Genomic DNA, 15,963 nt, shown 5'->3' with positions numbered 1-15,963 from the left:
CGCGTGCGGGCCACCGGCCCAGGCCCGATGCTGGTGCCGTGATGGACGAGACGGAGTTCTGGGAGCTGATCGACGCCGGTCGGGAGGCCGCCGAGGGCGACCCGGAGGAGCAGGCCGACGTGCTGGTGGACCGGCTGCTGCGGCTGGATCCCGACCTGGTCCTGGACTTCGCCCGGCACTTCGAGGCCCGCTACAACCGCGCCTACCGCTGGGACCTGTGGGGTGCCGCCTGGGTGCTGCTGGACGGCTGCAGCGACGACGCCTTCGACTTCTTCCGGTGCTGGCTGATCGGCCAGGGCCGGGAGGTCTTCGAGGGCGCCCTGCACGACCCGGACGCGCTGGCGGAGCTGCTGGCGGACTTCGACGAGGAGTTCGACGGCGACGCGGAGGACCTGGGGTACGCGGCGGACGAGGCGTACGAGCAGCTGACCGGGACGGTCGCCCCGGACCTGGGCATCGCCCCGGCACCGGCCGAGCCGGCGGGCACCCCGGTGGACTTCGAGGACGAGCGGGCGCTCGCCGAACGCTATCCGCGGCTCTGGGACCGGTTCCGGGAGTGAGAGCCCGCCCCGGCCGGTACCGGCGGCGCGGGCGTGCGCCCCTGGAGGCGGGCCGCGGTCGCCCGGATGGCGGGCAGCCGGGCGGTCAGGGCGGCGCCGGGGCAGCTGGTGCGGAAGCCGGCGTCGTGTCCGGCCACCGCGGGCAGGGCGGCGGTGGCACCGGCCCGGTAGCGGCTGAGGCCGTTGCTGGAGACGAGCCGGGTCCGACCGCGCGGGTCGACGTCGGCGAGGCCGAGCTTCCAGGCGGCCAGGGCGGCGATCGCGTCGGTCATGGCCTGCGGCACGGGCACACCGGCGGTGAAGGTGCCGAGCGCGGCGATGCCGGCGGTGCGGTGGTTGAACCCCTGGGCGTGGGCGCCGGTGACGGCCCGGTCGACGCCGCCGGCCCGGCCCTCGTAGAGGGTGCCGCAGCGGTCGACGAGGAAGTTGTAGCCGATGTCGTCCCAGCCGCGGACGCCGGTCTGGCCGGAGTACAGGTGCCGGATGATCCGGGGCGCGTCCGCGCAGGCGTACCCGTTGGGCGAGTCGGTGTGGTGCACGAAGACGGCGACGACCCGGTCGTCGTAGCGCGGCGGCGGCTGGGCGTGCGCGGTGGCGCGGTCCAGCCAGGCGGCGCGGGGCAGGATGCGCGGCCGGGGCGCGCGGTGGGCGGACGCGGGGGCGCGCAGGCCCGCGGTGCGGTCGAGGCGGGTGGCGGCGGAGTGCTCCACGCCCCGGACACACAGGGCGAGCGCCCCGGCGGCGGTGAGGCCGGGCAGACAGCACAGCAGCGTCAGGAGGGCGCGGATGCGCCGCCCCGGCCACCGGGGCGCTGTTCGGAGGACACGCATGCCCCCACTGTCGGGGCGGTGTGCGGTGCCCGCGATGTGCACTGTGCCACCTGGTGGAACCATCGTCCTGGTCCGGGACGTTTCCGGAGGTACAGGCACGCGTGGCCGGCGCACCACCCGGTGGCCGCCCGGTGCCGGTGACGGAAAGGCGGCTGTGTGGACCTGCTCGACCTGGTGCTGGTGCTCCTGATGCTCGGTTACGCGGTGTCGGGCTACCGGCGTGGGCTGGTGGCCGGATGCGTGTCGCTCGCCGGGTTCGTCGGCGGCGCGGCCGTCGGCGTGTGGGCGCTGCCGTGGGTGGCGGGTATGGCGGCGCGCGGTTCGGCGGGGGCGACGGTGCTCGCGGTGCTGACGGTGCTGGTGCCGGCGGTGGCGGGGCACGAGCTGGCGGGCCGGCTGGCGCTGCGGCTGCGCGGCGAGCTGGACCGGGGGCCACTGCGGGTGGCGGACGGGCTGGGCGGCGCGGCGGCGAACTCGGTGGCGGTGCTGATCGTGGCCTGGGTGGCGGCGAGCGTGCTGGGCGCGGCCCCGGCGCAGACGCTGGGTACGGCGATCCGGGACTCGGCGTTGCTGGGCGCGGTGCAGCGGGCGATGCCGGACGCCACACCGGCGTGGTTCTCCCGGGCCACCTCGGCGCTGACCGAGGCCGGTTTTCCGCAGGTGTTCAACCCGTTCGAGAACGAGTCGACGGCGCGGGTGCCCGAGCCCACCGGGGACAGCGTGACCCCGGCGGCGGCGCGCGCGGCCCGGCTGAGCACGGTGAAGATCGAGGGCGCGGCGGGCGCGGAGGGCCGGGAGGGCAGCGGCTTCGTCTACTCCGCCCGGCATGTGATGACCAACGCGCACGTGGTGGCGGGCATCGACCGGCCGACCGTGCGGGTGGGCGGGGTCGGGCGGTCGTACGAGGCGCGGGTGGTGCTCTTCGACCCGGACCGGGACGTGGCGGTGCTGTACGTGCCGGGGCTGCGGGCGCCGGTGCTGCGGTTCGACACGAGCGCGGTGCGCGGGGACTCGGCGGTGGTGGCCGGCTATCCGCAGGACGGCGCGCTGAACCTCCAGGCGGCGACGGTGGCGGGCCGGGTGCGGGCGACGGGGCAGAACATCTACAACGACCGCGCGGTCACCCGGGAGATCTACTCGGTCCGCTCCACGGTCCGGCCGGGCAACTCGGGCGGACCGCTGCTGACCACGGACGGCCGGGTGTTCGGGGTGGTCTTCGCCCGCTCCACCTCGGACGCCGCGACGGGGTACGTACTGACGGCGGCCGAGGTGGCGGCCGACGCCCGCGCCGGCGCCACGGCGACGGCCCCGGTGGACACGGGCGAACTGGTCGACTCCTAGGGCCAGCCCGGTCGGGCGGCGCAGGCCTCTGTCCTCACCGCGCACACTTCCCCGTCCCGGCCCCGTCTCCGCGTCGTCGGCGTGCCTAGGGTGGGCACCCAGCCGGTGGAGCACGGCACCGCGGCCACCGCGGCAGCCGCCGCCGGAACGACGAGTACGGACGAGGACGCCGAGAAGATGAGCGACAGCGCGGGCATCGCACGCTGGGGACGATTCGCCGCGGGGGCGGCGCGGACCGTCCCCGCCTATCGGCGCTTCCTGGCGGAACGGGGTGTCGACGCCTCGGCGTTGCAGCCCTCGGACCTGTCCGGCCTGCCCGCCATGGACAAGCCCGGCTACATCAACGCCTTCCCGCTCGCCGAGCGGTGCCGCGACGGCGACCCGCGCACCGTGCAGATGGTGTCGATGTCCTCCGGCTCGTCCGGCACGCCCACGGTCTGGCCGCGCCGCCTCGACGACGAGGAGAACGCGGCCACGCCCTTCCGCCGCGTACTGGCCGGAACCTTCGGCGCGGACAGGCGTCACACCCTCGCCGTGGTCTGCTTCCCCCTCGGCTCCTGGGTCGGCGGCCTCTACACGCTCCAGTGCCTCCAGCACCTGGCGCGGACCGGGCTGATCCTGACCGTCGCGGCACCCGGCAACGATGTCACGGCCGTGCTGCGGGCCGTCCGGTCACTGGCTCCGCTCGCCGAGCAGACCGTCCTGCTGGGCTATCCGCCGTTCCTGAAGGACGTGGTCGACGCGGGACGGGCCGCCGGCGTGCCCTGGGAGCGCTACGGCATGCACCTCGTGTTCGCCGGCGAGGTGTTCAGCGAGACCTGGCGCGACACGGTGTGTGAGCGCGCGGGCATCGTCAGTCCCGAGACGGCCACCGCCGGGCTCTACGGCACCGCGGACGCCGGTGTGCTCGCCTACGAGACCCCGGCGAGCATTCGGCTGCGCCGCGCCGTCTCCGCCACGGCGGGAGCGGCCCCGGCCGTGTTCGGCTCCGAACGGCTGCCGTCCCTGATGGAGTACGACCCGGCCCTGCGTCACTTCGACTCGGTGGACGGCGAACTCTTCCTGACCACGGACGGCGTGGTGCCCCTGGTGCGCTACACGCTGGGCGACACGGGAGGGGCGGCGAGCCGGGAGGCGCTGGCCGAGCGGTGCGCGCGGGCGGCCGTTCCGGTACCCCCGGCAGCCCCGGGTGCGGCGGCTCCGCATGTCTGGCTCTTCGGCCGCCCGCTGTTCGCCCTGTCCATGTACGGCGCCAACATCTTCCCCGAGACCATCGCGGCGGGCCTGGAGCGGGACGGCTGCTACCCGTATCTCACCGGGAAGTTCGTCATGGAGATCCAGGACGGCGAACGGCCCCGGCTGCGCGTCACCGCGGAGGTCGCTCCGGGCCACTCCCCGGCCGAGGTCCGGACGGAGGGGACCTCGGACTCGCTCCTCGCCGCGCTGCGCGAGCAGAACAGCGAGTACGCGCACTACGTCCCCGCCGAACTCCAGCCGCCTCTGGTGCGGCTGCGCTCGCACGGCGACCCCGAGTACTTCCCGGTCGGCGTGAAGCACCGCTACACGCGGACCGGCTGAGCCCGCGCGCGGGGGCCTGGCGCTCGTCGGACCGCCCCGCGTCTCACACCCGACGGCCCATGAGGACGTCGTCGACGTAGCCGCCGTCGAGGTGGAACTCCTCGGGCTGGACGCCCTCCACGGTGAAGCCCTCGGACTCGTAGAGGGCCCGGGCCGGGGTGTTGTGGCCGAGGACGCGCAGGGTGAGCCGGCGTGCGCCGCGCCGGCGCGCCTCCTCGACGGCGGCCCGCACCAGCGCGCGCCCGACGCCGAGCCCGCGGGCCTCCTCGGCGACGGCGAAGCCCTGTACGGCGAGGACGTGCGCGTTGGAGGCGAGCGGGGTCGGGTGCGCGAGGCGGATGTACCCGACGAGGCGGGCGGGCGATCCGGGGACACCGGCGCGTTCGGCGACGAGGTAGTCCGCCGGCTGGTGCCGCTCGTCGAAGAAGGGGGCGTACGGCGGCTCCGGCGCGGGGACGACCGCGTGCAGCGGGGACCAGGTGGCCCGGTCGAGGGCGGCCAGCTCCGCGTCGTCGGCGGGGCGGGCCGCGCGCAGGACCGGCTCGGTGGGTATGGGCGGCTCGGACATGACGTCACCCTACGGCGGGCGTCCGGGGCGGCCGCGGCGGGTTCGGGGGCGTTGCGCGCGGCCGTGGGGGGATGCTGGGGTCATGGAACGTTCACGTATCGCGGTGGCCGGCGCGTCCGGTCTGATCGGCAGCGCTCTGGTGCGGTCCCTGACCGCCGACGGGCACGAGGTGGTACGGCTGGTGCGCCGGGCGCCCCGGGGCCCCGGGGAGGTGCGCTGGGACCCGGCCCGGCAGTCGGTGGACGCGGCCGGGCTGATCGGCTGCGACGCGGTGGTGAACCTGGCCGGGGCGGGGATCGGCGACCGGCGCTGGACGCCGGAGTACAAGCGGCTGCTGCGGGAGAGCCGGGTGCTGGGCACGGCCACGCTGGCGGAGGCGGCGGCCGCGCTCCCGGAGCCGCCGCGGGTGTTCGTGGGCGGCAGCGCGATCGGCTTCTACGGCGACACCGGCGACCGGGCGGTGGACGAGAGCGCCGCGCCGGGCGACGGGTTCCTGCCGGGGCTGTGCGTGGAGTGGGAGGAGGCGGCGGAGCCGGTGCGGGAGGCCGGCATCCGGACGGTGTTCGCGCGCACGGGGCTGGTCGTGGCGCGCGGCGGCGGGGCGTGGGGGCGGCTGTTCCCGCTGTTCCGGGCGGGGCTCGGGGGGCGGCTGGGCGACGGGCGGCAGTACTGGTCGTACATCGCGCTGCACGACGAGGTGGCCGCGATCCGGCATCTGATCGAGACCGAGGGTCTGTCGGGGCCGTTCAACCTGACGGCGCCCGAGCCGCTGACGAACCGTGAGGTCACGGCGGCGATGGGGCGGGTGCTGCACCGGCCGACGCCGTTCCCGGTGCCCGCGCCGGTGCTGCGGGCGGCGCTGGGCGAGCTGGCCGGGGATGTGCTGGGCAGCCAGCGGGTGGTGCCGCGGCGGCTGTTGGAGTCGGGGTTCCGGTTCGCGTTCCCCGGCATCGACGAGGCGATCCGCGCGGCGGGGTGAGCGGCGGGGCGGCCGGGGTCGGCGGTGCCGGGCGGTGGTCTCGCCGGGCTCCGGATGTGACCGTAACGGCTGCGAACGAATGTGACCGTATGCGACCTCCATGCGACCGTGCTCTGTCGATGCGCGACTGCTACTGACCGGTAGCGGGCCTACCCTCAAGCCGAACTCGGGTATCCCCGGAGCCAGTTGGGGGCATGACGCCTCCACCGGCCGCGCAACCACAGGAGGGGCCTCGTGCTTGAGCCCGCGTACCAGGTGGACGTCGTCATCGTGGGAGCCGGGATCGCCGGACTCTCGGCGGCTCATCGGCTGACCAGCGCAGGAATCACCACGGCGGTCCTGGAGGCCGCCCCCTACACCGGCGGCCGGATGTCGACGGAGAAGATCGACGGCTTCCGGCTCGACCGCGTCGGACAGCTGCTGTCCACGTCCTCCCCCGAACTGCGCCTGACCCCGGGCCTGGACGCCCTGCCCCTGCGCCGGTTCGCGCCCGGCGTGCTGCTGCACCGGGACGGCCGCGCCCAGCGCGCGGGCGCCCCGGCGGGCGGCGGGAGCGCGAGGGGCGCATTGCATGCGGTACGCGCCCTGGCGAGCGCCCCCAGGGGCGGGGCGGTGCCGCCGGGGCGGACCGGGGCGCCGGTGGGCGGCGCGGTGGACCAGGCCCGGCTGGGCGCCGCGCTGGGCCGGATCGCCACGGCGCCGGTCGAACGGCTGCTGTCCCGCCCGGAGCTGCCGGCCGGGCAGGCGCTCGCCCGGCGCGGGGTGCCGGCCCGGACCATCGAGGGCTTTCTGCGCCCGCTGCTCGCCGCGCTGCTGTGCGACCCGGAGCTGAGCACGTCAAGCCGGTGTGCCGACCTGGCGCTGCGGGCCTTCGCCGGGGGGCGGCTGGCGATCCCGGAGGGGGGCGCGGACGTGCTGCCGGAGCTGCTGGCGCGGGCGCTGCCGCCGGGCACGGTGCGCACCGGCGTCCGGGTCACCTCCGTGGCCACGACCTCGGTGACCACCGCCGAGCACGGCCGGGTGCGGTGCCGGGCGGTGCTGCTGGCCACGGACGCGCGGGCGGCGGCGGAGCTGCTGCCGGGGCTGCGGGTGCCGGACTTCCACCCGGTGACGGTGGTGCACCACACCACCGACGATCCGGCGGCGGCGTTCGCCACGGGCGCCTCGCTGCTGCTGGACGCGGACCGGGGCGGCCCGGTGGCGCACACGGCGGTGCTGAGCACCGTGGACCCGACCCGGGCACCGGCGGGCCGGACGCTGATCTCCTCGACGGTGCTGGGAACTCCGCCGCAGGACCTCGACGCCGCCGTCCGCACCCACCTCGCCCGGCTCTACGGCACCTCCACGCGCCGCTGGGAGACGCTGGCGGTGCACCACACCCCGCAGGCGGTGCCGACCATGCGCCCGCCGCACGACCTGCGCCGCCCGGTGCGGCTCATGGCCGGCCTGTACGTCTGCGGCGACCACCGCGACACCAGTACGGTCCAGGGCGCCCTGCACTCGGCCCACCGCGCCGCCACCGCCCTCCTCACCGACCTGGGCGCCACCGGCTCCCTGCACACGGCGGACCCGGCCCCGAGGCTGCCGAAGGCGGCGTGAGACCGGGGGCCACCGCACCGGTCACCCCAGCGCCGCCACCTTCTCGCGGTACCCCCGCGCCGGGGCCGCGTCCTTGTAGGGCTCCAGGCGCCGTTCGAAGTCCTTGACGTACTCGATCGCGCGGGCGGAGCGCATCTCCAGGGCCTGGCCCGCCGCCTCCGCCGCGAGGGCGCAGGCCTGGTCGAGTTCGCCGAGGCCCAGGCGGGCCGTGGCGAGGACGACCCGGCAGAAGAGGCGGCTGCGGGCGAAGGCGGGGGCGCGCAGCTGGAGGGAGCGCTCGGCGTGCTGGGCCGCCGCCCGGAACTGCTGGAGGTCCCGGTGGCAGTGCCCCAGCTCGTCCGCGAGCTGGGCGTCGTCGAAGAACCTGGCCCAGTACGGCACCTCGTCCCCGGGCCGGGCGGCGTCCAGCGCCCGCTCGGCCCGCACCAGCGCCGCCGTGCACGCCCGCACCTCGCCGAGGACCCCGTGGGCCCGCGCCTCGGAGGCGTGCAGCAGTGCCTGGACGACCGGCGCGGCCCCGGTGCCGACCCCCTGCTGGGCGACCCGGGCGAGCTGGACGGCCTCCCTGCCGTGCCCGAGGTAGACGGCCTGCCGGCTCATGGTGACCAGGACGTAGGAGCCGTAGGCCCGGTCGCCGGCCGCCTGGGCGAGCCGCAGCGCCTGGACGAAGTAGCGCTGGGCGAGGCCGTGCGCGGCGATGTCGTACGACGTCCAGCCCGCGAGCCGGGTGAGGTCGGCGGCGGCGCCGAAGAGGCGGCGGCCGGTCGGCTCGTCGTAGCTGCCGCGCAGCATCGGCTCGCACTCGTGCTCCAGGTAGCGCACCAGCGCCTGCCGGGCGTGCCCGCCGCCGAAGCGGTCGTCGAGGGTGCGGAACAGCTCGCCCACCGAGCGCAGCGCGGCGATGTCACCGCCGCCGACCCGGTGGCCGGGACCGCGCTCGGCCGCCGCCCGGGTGCGTGGCGCGAGCGGCGGCGCCGGGACCCGGGTCGCGGCGGGCCGACCCTGCGGGGGCACCCGGGGTGCCGGTTCCCGGGCCACCCTGTCGTCCGGCTTGCCGATCAGCCAGTCCCGGCTGGGCACCACGAGCCCCGCCGGGGTGAAGGCGATCTTGCGCAGCTCGGCGTGGCTGCCGGAGTCCTTGCGCCACAGCCCGGCGACGATGTCGACGGCCTCCTCCGGGGTGGCCGCGAACTCCAGCCCGGCGTACACCGGCGCGCAGGCGTCCAGACCGAGATCCTGTGCCGTGAGCCGGCGCCCGAGCCGGCGCGTGAACACCTCGGCGATGAGGGCGGGCGTCGTGCCCCGCGGCTGCTGGCCGCGCAGCCAGCGGGTGACCGAGGTCTTGTCGTATCTGAGGTCCAGCCCGTGCTCCAGGCCGAGCTGGTCGACGCGTCGGGCCAGACCCGCGTTGGAGAACCCAGCCTCTGCGATGAGCGCGGCGAGCTGGCGGTTGGGGGTGCGCTGCGCGGGTCGGTCCGTCATCTGCGGTGCGGTCTCCTGCCTTCCGGGCCTGCTGAAGTGCCCGGATTGCCTTTGAGCAGCCCTTATGGCCTCACGAACGGCGCGAATGTAGCGGAGAGTGAGCAGGTGATCGCACGCTTCGACGGGCATTCATCCGATCGTGTGAGGATTGCCCTCGGGGCTGACGTCCGCCGGTCGGACGTACAGTGGCGTGGGCGCTTGACGCGCCTGACACACCGGTCACCGAGGGAGGCGCTTGCCGTGAGTGGTCTGCGGTTCGTCCGTATGGGGTTCGGAGCGGACGCCGTCGCGTACCAGGAGGCCTGGGACGAGCAGCGCCGGGTGCACGCGGCCCGGTTCGCCGACGAGGTCCCGGACACCGTCCTGCTCCTGGAGCACCCCCCGGTGTACACGGCAGGCCGGCGCACCGCGGACAGCGAGCGGCCGCTGGACGGGACCCCGGTGATCGACGTGGACCGCGGCGGCAAGATCACCTGGCACGGGCCGGGGCAGCTGGTGGGCTACCCGATCCAGAAGCTCCCGCGCCCGGTGGACGTGGTCGCGCACGTCCGGCGGCTGGAGGAGGCCCTGATCCGCACCTGCGCGGAGTACGGCCTGCACACCACCCGGGTCGAGGGCCGCAGTGGCGTCTGGGTGCTCGGCGACCCGGTGGAGCGGCGGCCGGCGCTCGGGGGCCTCTCCCTCGACTTCGACCCCCGCCTGACCGACGAGGAGTTCGACCCCCGGCTCAACGGCCCGGAGTACGCCCCCTCCAACGCGGGGCAGCGGCGCGAGGACCGCAAGATCGCCGCGATCGGCATCCGGGTCGCCAAGGGCGTCACGATGCACGGCTTCGCCTTCAACGTGAACCCGGACAACGTCTGGTTCGACCGGATCATCCCGTGCGGCATCCGGGACGCGGGCGTCACCTCGCTCGCGAACGAACTGGGCCGCGCGATCACGGTCGAGGACGTACTGCCGGTGGTGGAGCGGCACTTGCGGGACATCCTGGAGAACGCCGACCTCAGGCCCCGGGAGATCGAGCGGGCGACCGCCTGACTCGGCCCCGTCCCGGGGAATGCGCCCTGCGGTTGCGGGGTTGGCCTGAGCGGCAGGGCGCGTGGAGCACGGGCGTACCCTGGTGTACGCCGAAGAATCGAAGTCACAGGGAGCCGGTCGTGTCCGCAGTCGCACCCGACGGACGCAAGATGCTGCGCCTGGAGGTCCGCAACAGCCAGACCCCCATCGAGCGCAAGCCCGAGTGGATCAAGACGCGGGCGAAAATGGGCCCCGAGTACACGAAGATGCAGGGCCTTGTGAAGAGCGAGGGCCTGCACACGGTCTGCCAGGAAGCCGGCTGCCCGAACATCTACGAGTGCTGGGAGGACCGCGAGGCGACCTTCCTCATCGGCGGCGACCAGTGCACCCGGCGCTGCGACTTCTGCCAGATCGACACCGGCAAGCCCGAGGCGCTCGACCGTGACGAGCCGCGCCGGGTCGGCGAGTCCGTGGTCACCATGGACCTGAACTACGCCACCATCACCGGCGTCGCCCGCGACGACCTGGAGGACGGCGGCGCCTGGCTCTACGCCGAGACCGTGCGCCAGATCCACCGGCAGACCGCCGAGCGCGAGGACGGCCGTACCAAGGTCGAGCTGCTGGCCCCCGACTTCAACGCGGTCCCGGAGCAGCTCGCCGAGGTCTTCGAGTCCCGGCCCGAGGTCTTCGCGCACAACGTCGAGACGGTCCCGCGGATCTTCAAGCGGATCCGCCCCGGCTTCCGCTACGAGCGCTCCCTGAAGGTCATCACCGAGGCCCGCGACTTCGGCCTGGTGACCAAGTCGAACCTGATCCTCGGCATGGGCGAGACCCGCGAGGAGGTCGGCGAGGCGCTGCGGCAGCTGCACGACGCGGGCTGCGAGCTGGTCACCATCACCCAGTACCTGCGCCCCTCGGTGCGCCACCACCCCGTCGAGCGCTGGGTGAAGCCGCAGGAGTTCGTGGAGCTGAAGGAGGAGGCCGAGCAGATCGGCTTCTCCGGAGTGATGTCCGGCCCGCTGGTGCGCTCCTCCTACCGTGCCGGGCGGCTGTACCGGATGGCCGTCGAGAAGCGTGGCGCGTACATCGCCGCCCAGGCGGTGTGAGTCCAGCGTGTGAAATCACGCACAAGCAGTTACCGGCCAGTAATGGCCGAGACGACGCGGCCCTGAACGTCCTCGCTGATGAGGGCGACCGTCAGGGCCGCGTCAGCGTTTCCGGGTTCCGTATCAAGGTTTCATGTGCGTTTGACCGGTCGGTCACGCCCTGGTAACACCATTCAGTGACTCTGGTATCACGCCCCGTACACCACCCGTTCCGAGGGGGGACCTCGATCATGCAGGCCGCGCCGGTTCGCGCCACCGCCATCCCGTCCGTCACCGACGCCCTGCGGGCCGTCGAGTCCCTGCTCATGAGCGCCGGCCAGCGCACCGCCCGGCGCAACGCCTGGACCTCCGTGCTGGAGGACCGCCGCCGGGCGAAGGACCGGGTCGAGGCCGAGCGGGTGCTGGAGCAGGCGGCCACCCGTCCCTGACGCCGGGATCACGGGGCACTGCCGTCGTCGGCGCTCCGTGGGCCACGTAGACTTCGTGGCATGGCGAGGAAGGACACCGCGGCGGACGCCGCGAACGCAGGGCGACTGAAGCAGATCGCCCTCACGTACAAGATGACCCGCAAGGCCGACAAGAAGATCGGTCTTGTACTCGCGGCCGTCGGCATCGGGATCCTCGCCGTCTTCGTCGCGATCGGCTTCCTGATCGGTCACCCGGTCTACCTGGGGATCTTCGGTCTGCTGGTCGCCGTGCTGGGCACCGCGGTCGTGTTCGGCCGCCGGGCCGAGCGGGCCGCCTTCGGCCAGATGGAGGGCCAGCCGGGCGCCGCCGCCGCGGTCCTGGACAACATCGGCCGGGGCTGGACGACCACTCCGGCGGTGGCGATGAACCGCAGCCAGGACGTGGTGCACCGCGCGGTCGGCAAGGCCGGCATCGTGCTGGTGGCCGAGGGCAACCCGAACCGGGTGAAGTCCCTGCTGGCCGCCGAGAAGAAGAAGATGAACCGCATCGTCGCGGACGTCCCCGTGCACGACGTCATCGTGGGCACCGGCGAGGGCCAGGTCGAGCTGAAGAAGCTCCGCACCACCCTCCTGAAGTTCCCCCGCGTCCTCACCGGCCCCCAGGTCACGGCCACCAACGACCGCCTGCGCGCCCTCGGCGACCTGATGAGCAACATGCCGGTCCCGAAGGGCCCGATGCCCAAGGGCATGCGCATGCCGAAGGGCCGCTGAGCACGGTCCGTATCCTGGGCGACCTGATGGACAACATGCCCGTGCCCTTGGGCCCGGTGCCCGAGGGCATGTGCATACCGCCGCCCGCACTCCTTGGCGACGCCCTCGTGTGACGACGACACGGGGGCGCCGTCGCATGCCCTGGAGGCTCCTCGGCAGCGAACTCCGCAACCGGCTCCGTACCGGGATCAGTCCCCGGCTCGAAGCCGAGCAGATCCCAGCCGCTCTCCTCGATCCTCCACAGCAATTCAGGGGAGATGCCCGCGAGGTAGGAATTCACCTCCGCTTCCCGGCGCTGAGTCCACGCCCGAGGGTGATCCGAGCGCAAACCCGTGACGTGGCAAGCGCCGGCATCGGTATGCAGGCGGGCCGCGATCTCGCTGTTCAGGCCGCCGGACACGGCCTCGGCCCGGTGGTTCCGGCCCATGTGCCCTTCGACGGCGGCAAGCACGTCTGCGGGCAGCTCTTCGAAGGCGGTACGAGTCGTCGGCGTGGCCCTACTCTGCCCGAACCGCCAGGGCCCGGTGACACGCCGCCGAACGGAGTATCCGGCGGGTTGTCGGGTCATGCGCTTCTAGCCTTCGCAATGTGACAAAACGCCATATCACGTACATCGCATGCACGACGGCGCTCCTCGGCGGGCTCGTCGGCACCACTCCGGCGTCCGCCGCCCATCAGGTTCTCGTGGTGCATCCCGGTGAGTCGATCCAGAAGGCGGTGAACGCCGCGAAGTCCGGTGACACCGTGTTCGTGACGGCCGGCACCTACCGCGAGAGCGTCACCGTGAGGACGGCGGGGCTGACCCTTCGCGGCATGGGTGAGCGCACGGTCATCCGGCCTCCGGCCAAGAAGGCGGCCGCCAAGAGGAAGTCCGCCGCCAAGGCCTCCGTGAGCTGTCTCGAAGGCGGCAACGGGATCTGTGTCGTCGGGGGGAAGAACAAGGCCCTCAAGGACGTCACCGTCGCGAACCTCAAGGTCGCCGGGTTCTCGCGGACCGGGGTGTGGTCCATGGGGACCGACCGGCTCACCGTGCGCCGGGTCACCGCCGACGACAACGGGCAGTGGGGCATCGCCCAAGAGCACTCCACCCGGGGCGACTTCCAGGACAACACCGCCCGGGGCAACGGCGACGCCGGCCTGTTCCTCGCGAACAACGTCAAGGCCGAGGAGGGCGCCCGCGACACCAAGGGCACCCGGGTCACGGGCAACCACCTGGAGGGCAACCGGATCGGGCTGACCGTCCGCCGGCTGCGCGACCTCGCTGTCGAGGGCAACTACCTCACCGGCAACTGCGCGGGTGTCTTCGTCGTCGGCGACGAGAACAAGCCCAAGGCGGGCGCGCTGACCGTCAGCGACAACCGGGTCGAGAACAACAACAAGTACTGCCCGAAGACCGCCCGGCTGCCCTTCCTCCAGGGCTCCGGGATCGTGCTGACCGGCGCCGAGAAGGTCACGGTCACCCGGAACGTCGTCACCGGGCACTCGGGCAAGTCGCCGCTGTCCGGCGGCATCGTCCTGTTCAAGAGCTTCGTGGGCGTCACCAGCGAGAAGAACCGGGTCACCGGCAACCGCCTGGAGCACAACACCCCGGCCGACCTGGTGAACCAGGAGACCGCCAAGAGCCGCAACGTCTTCGAAGGCAACACCTGCCGGGCCTCCAGGCCCGCGGGTCTGTGCTGACCGGACGGCCGGACTCCCCCACCCCGGGCCCGCCCAGGGCCCATGCCAGGAAGGAAGGCGGCACATGACCGCACCATCCGCCGAACTGTCCGCTCCGCACGGGCAGCCCGCGCCCCCCTCGCCCCCGCCGTCGATGCGGCTGCGGGAGCTGGTGTTCGGGGCGGCCTGTGCCGCCGCCGTCCGCGCCGCCGCCCGGCTGGGCGTCGCCGACGCCCTCGGGGACGCCCCGATGACCGTGGAGCACCTCGCGGCCGCGGTGCGCACCGAGCCGAAGCCGCTGCGCCGGCTGCTGCGCGCCCTGTCCTGCTACGGCGTCTTCGCCGAGCGCCCCGACGGGACGTTCGCGCACACCGAGATGTCCCGGCTGCTGCGCGAGGACGACCCGAACAGCCTGCGCTACATCTCGCTGTGGTGCACCGAGCCGTGGACCTGGGACGCCTGGCCCCGGCTCGACGAGGCGGTCCGCTCCGGCCGGAACGTCGTCGAGGACCTGTACGGCAAGGAGTTCTTCGTCTACCTGAACGAGGAAGCCCCCGAGTCGGCCGACGTCTTCAACCGCGCGATGACCACGTCCAGCGAGCAGTCGGCGCGGGACGTGGCCGCGCTGCTCGACCTGTCCGGCGCCTCCTCCGTCGCGGACCTCGGCGGCGGCCAGGGCCACGTGGTGGCGAGCCTGCTGGACAAGTACCCGGCGATGGAGGGCCACCTGCTGGACCTGCCCCGGGTCGTGGAGAACGCCGTACCGCGGCTGCGGCCGGGCGGCGACCTCGCCGAGCGCGCGCACATCGTGCCCGGTGACGTGCGGGTGTCCGTGCCGGTGAAGGCGGACGTCTACGTCATCAAGAACATCCTGGAGTGGGACGACGAGTCCACCGCCCGGCTGCTGGCCAACGTGATCGAGGCGGGCGGTCCCGGCACCCGGGTCGTCGTCATCGAGAACCTGGTGGACGACACCCCGTCGATGCGCTTCAGCACCGCGATGGACCTGCTGCTCCTGCTGAACGTGGGCGGCGCCAAGCACACCAGGAAGAGCATGGTGGAGCGGCTGGAGGCGGCCGGTCTGGCCGTCGGCGAGGTCCGGCCGGTCAACCCGTACCTGCACGCGTTCGAGTGCACGGTCCGCGGATGAGCTGACCGTCCCCGCGGCACACCGGTGCCGGGCCCGCGTCGGACGCGGGCCCGGCACCGGTGGCCGGAAGAGGGACTCAGGCGCGGGCGGCGTCGCGCTCCCAGAGGTAGAAGCGCTGCGCCATCGCGTCCTTCGGGGACCGCCAGGTCTCCGGGTCGTACGCGCTGACGTACGCCGTGAGGCGCTCGCTGACGTCCCGGAACTCCGGGTGCGAGGTGACCTTGGCGATGGCCGGTCCCGGCTCACGCTCCGACTCGATCAGGTGCATGTACACGTCGCCGAACTGGAAGAGGCTGCGCCGGGTGACCCCGACGAGGTGCGGCAGCTCTCCGCGGTCGGACTCCGCGAACACCTTCGCGATGTCGGGGGCGGAACCCGGGGCCATGCGGGCGACGATCAGGGCCTGGTGCACGGTCGTGTCTCCTGTCGTCCGGCTCAGTCGGCCAGGGCCGGGGCGGGCCGGTGACCGGCGGCCGCCTTCTCGATCTTGTCCCGGATGAGGGCCAGCTGGACCTTCGAGTTCCGGTTGATGTTGTCGGTCATCCAGTCGTCGTCGACCGGCGCGTCCGGCTTCATCGCGAAGTCCTGGGTCCACACCATGCGGGTGCCGGCCGGGACCTCCTCGTAGCTCCAGTGGATGTCCATGTGGGCGAACGGCCCGGTCTCCACGCGGCGCGCGACGACGGTGCGGGAGTCGCGGTCCGGCTCGCGCTCGGAGACCCAGCTCCACACGGTGCCGTTGTCGTCCGGGTGCATGGTGAGCCGGAACGTCGTCTTCTCGCCCTCCTTCTTGAGGACCTCGACGGACGCGTACTCGCTGAAGAGCTGCGGCCAGCGCTCCAGGTCGTTGGTCATGTCCCAGACCAGGTCGAGGGGCGCGGCGATGGTGATCTCGTTCTGGGTGTGTCCTGCCATC

Annotated in this window: 16 protein-coding genes; 11 read left to right on the top strand and 5 right to left on the bottom strand. The window is 73.7% G+C overall.

Annotation, left to right across the window (positions count from 1 at the left end):
- Positions 1-41: 41 nt before the first annotated feature.
- Complete coding sequence (locus NX794_RS28760) at positions 42-560, top strand: DUF4240 domain-containing protein (RefSeq protein ID WP_258782229.1); 519 nt, start codon at positions 42-44, stop codon at positions 558-560.
- Here the strand turns inward: NX794_RS28760 and NX794_RS28755 are convergent.
- Entirely contained in the window at positions 527-1,390 is an 864-nt protein-coding gene (locus tag NX794_RS28755; RefSeq protein ID WP_258782191.1) for a peptidoglycan recognition protein family protein, read from the bottom strand. The two genes, NX794_RS28760 and NX794_RS28755, sit on opposite strands and share 34 nt — an antisense overlap.
- Before the next feature lie 156 nt (positions 1,391-1,546).
- Between NX794_RS28755 and NX794_RS28750 the strand changes: the two genes are divergently transcribed.
- Both NX794_RS28750 and NX794_RS28745 read left to right on the top strand, forming a co-directional pair.
- The gene (locus tag NX794_RS28750; protein ID WP_258782190.1) at positions 1,547-2,731 is read left to right on the top strand and encodes a MarP family serine protease; all 1,185 of its coding nucleotides are present in this window, start codon (positions 1,547-1,549) and stop codon (positions 2,729-2,731) included.
- A gap of 90 nt (positions 2,732-2,821) precedes the next feature.
- Positions 2,822-4,309 (top strand): phenylacetate--CoA ligase family protein, encoded by a 1,488-nt coding sequence (locus NX794_RS28745; protein ID WP_258782189.1) that lies wholly within the window; start codon positions 2,822-2,824, stop codon positions 4,307-4,309.
- Positions 4,310-4,352: 43 nt separating this feature from the next.
- Here the strand turns inward: NX794_RS28745 and NX794_RS28740 are convergent, their stop codons facing one another.
- Positions 4,353-4,877: a GNAT family N-acetyltransferase gene (locus NX794_RS28740; RefSeq protein ID WP_258782188.1), complete on the bottom strand. Its 525-nt coding sequence runs from the start codon at positions 4,875-4,877 to the stop codon at positions 4,353-4,355.
- Positions 4,878-4,959: 82 nt separating this feature from the next.
- Here NX794_RS28740 and NX794_RS28735 point away from each other — a divergent pair, with 82 nt between their 5' ends.
- Together NX794_RS28735 and NX794_RS28730 are read left to right on the top strand one after the other, a co-directional pair.
- A complete protein-coding gene (locus tag NX794_RS28735; RefSeq protein WP_258782187.1) occupies positions 4,960-5,856 on the top strand; it encodes a TIGR01777 family oxidoreductase in 897 nt (298 codons plus the stop codon).
- A gap of 234 nt (positions 5,857-6,090) precedes the next feature.
- Positions 6,091-7,455 carry an NAD(P)/FAD-dependent oxidoreductase gene (locus NX794_RS28730; protein ID WP_258782186.1) on the top strand — a complete coding sequence of 455 codons (1,365 nt, stop codon included), beginning with the start codon at positions 6,091-6,093 and terminating at the stop codon, positions 7,453-7,455.
- A 21-nt stretch (positions 7,456-7,476) separates the two neighbouring features.
- Here the strand turns inward: NX794_RS28730 and NX794_RS28725 are convergent, their stop codons facing one another.
- A complete protein-coding gene (locus tag NX794_RS28725) occupies positions 7,477-8,937 on the bottom strand; it encodes an NsdA family TPR-like regulatory protein (protein ID WP_258782183.1) in 1,461 nt (486 codons plus the stop codon).
- Positions 8,938-9,177: 240 nt separating this feature from the next.
- Here NX794_RS28725 and lipB point away from each other — a divergent pair, with 240 nt between their 5' ends.
- The 6 genes from lipB to NX794_RS28695 all read left to right on the top strand — a co-directional run bounded on the left by lipB (position 9,178) and on the right by NX794_RS28695 (position 15,047).
- Complete coding sequence (gene lipB, locus NX794_RS28720; RefSeq protein ID WP_258782181.1) at positions 9,178-9,975, top strand: lipoyl(octanoyl) transferase LipB; 798 nt, start codon at positions 9,178-9,180, stop codon at positions 9,973-9,975.
- Between the two features lie 119 nt (positions 9,976-10,094).
- Positions 10,095-11,060 (top strand): lipoyl synthase, encoded by a 966-nt coding sequence (lipA, locus tag NX794_RS28715; RefSeq protein ID WP_258782179.1) that lies wholly within the window; start codon positions 10,095-10,097, stop codon positions 11,058-11,060.
- A gap of 230 nt (positions 11,061-11,290) precedes the next feature.
- A complete protein-coding gene (locus NX794_RS28710; protein WP_258782177.1) occupies positions 11,291-11,488 on the top strand; it encodes an SCO2195 family GlnR-regulated protein in 198 nt (65 codons plus the stop codon).
- 60 nt (positions 11,489-11,548) lie between these two features.
- Positions 11,549-12,238, top strand: a complete 690-nt coding sequence (locus NX794_RS28705) for a DUF4191 domain-containing protein (RefSeq protein ID WP_258782175.1) — start codon at positions 11,549-11,551, stop codon at positions 12,236-12,238.
- A 588-nt stretch (positions 12,239-12,826) separates the two neighbouring features.
- Positions 12,827-13,918 (top strand): right-handed parallel beta-helix repeat-containing protein, encoded by a 1,092-nt coding sequence (locus NX794_RS28700; protein ID WP_258782174.1) that lies wholly within the window; start codon positions 12,827-12,829, stop codon positions 13,916-13,918.
- Positions 13,919-13,982: 64 nt separating this feature from the next.
- Positions 13,983-15,047 (top strand): methyltransferase, encoded by a 1,065-nt coding sequence (locus NX794_RS28695; RefSeq protein ID WP_258782173.1) that lies wholly within the window; start codon positions 13,983-13,985, stop codon positions 15,045-15,047.
- Between the two features lie 76 nt (positions 15,048-15,123).
- Here the strand turns inward: NX794_RS28695 and NX794_RS28690 are convergent, their stop codons facing one another.
- A complete protein-coding gene (locus NX794_RS28690; protein WP_258782172.1) occupies positions 15,124-15,459 on the bottom strand; it encodes a TcmI family type II polyketide cyclase in 336 nt (111 codons plus the stop codon).
- Between the two features lie 23 nt (positions 15,460-15,482).
- On the bottom strand, positions 15,483-15,962 hold the full coding sequence (locus NX794_RS28685; RefSeq protein WP_258782170.1) for an SRPBCC family protein: 480 nt from the start codon (positions 15,960-15,962) through the stop codon (positions 15,483-15,485).
- Between the last annotated feature and the right edge of the window lies 1 nt (position 15,963).

Source organism: Streptomyces pyxinicus (assembly GCF_024753135.1).
Classification (GTDB): Bacteria; Actinomycetota; Actinomycetes; order Streptomycetales; family Streptomycetaceae; genus Streptomyces; species Streptomyces pyxinicus.
Note: the sequence above shows the minus strand (reverse complement) of the source record. Positions and strands in the feature narration are given on the sequence as shown.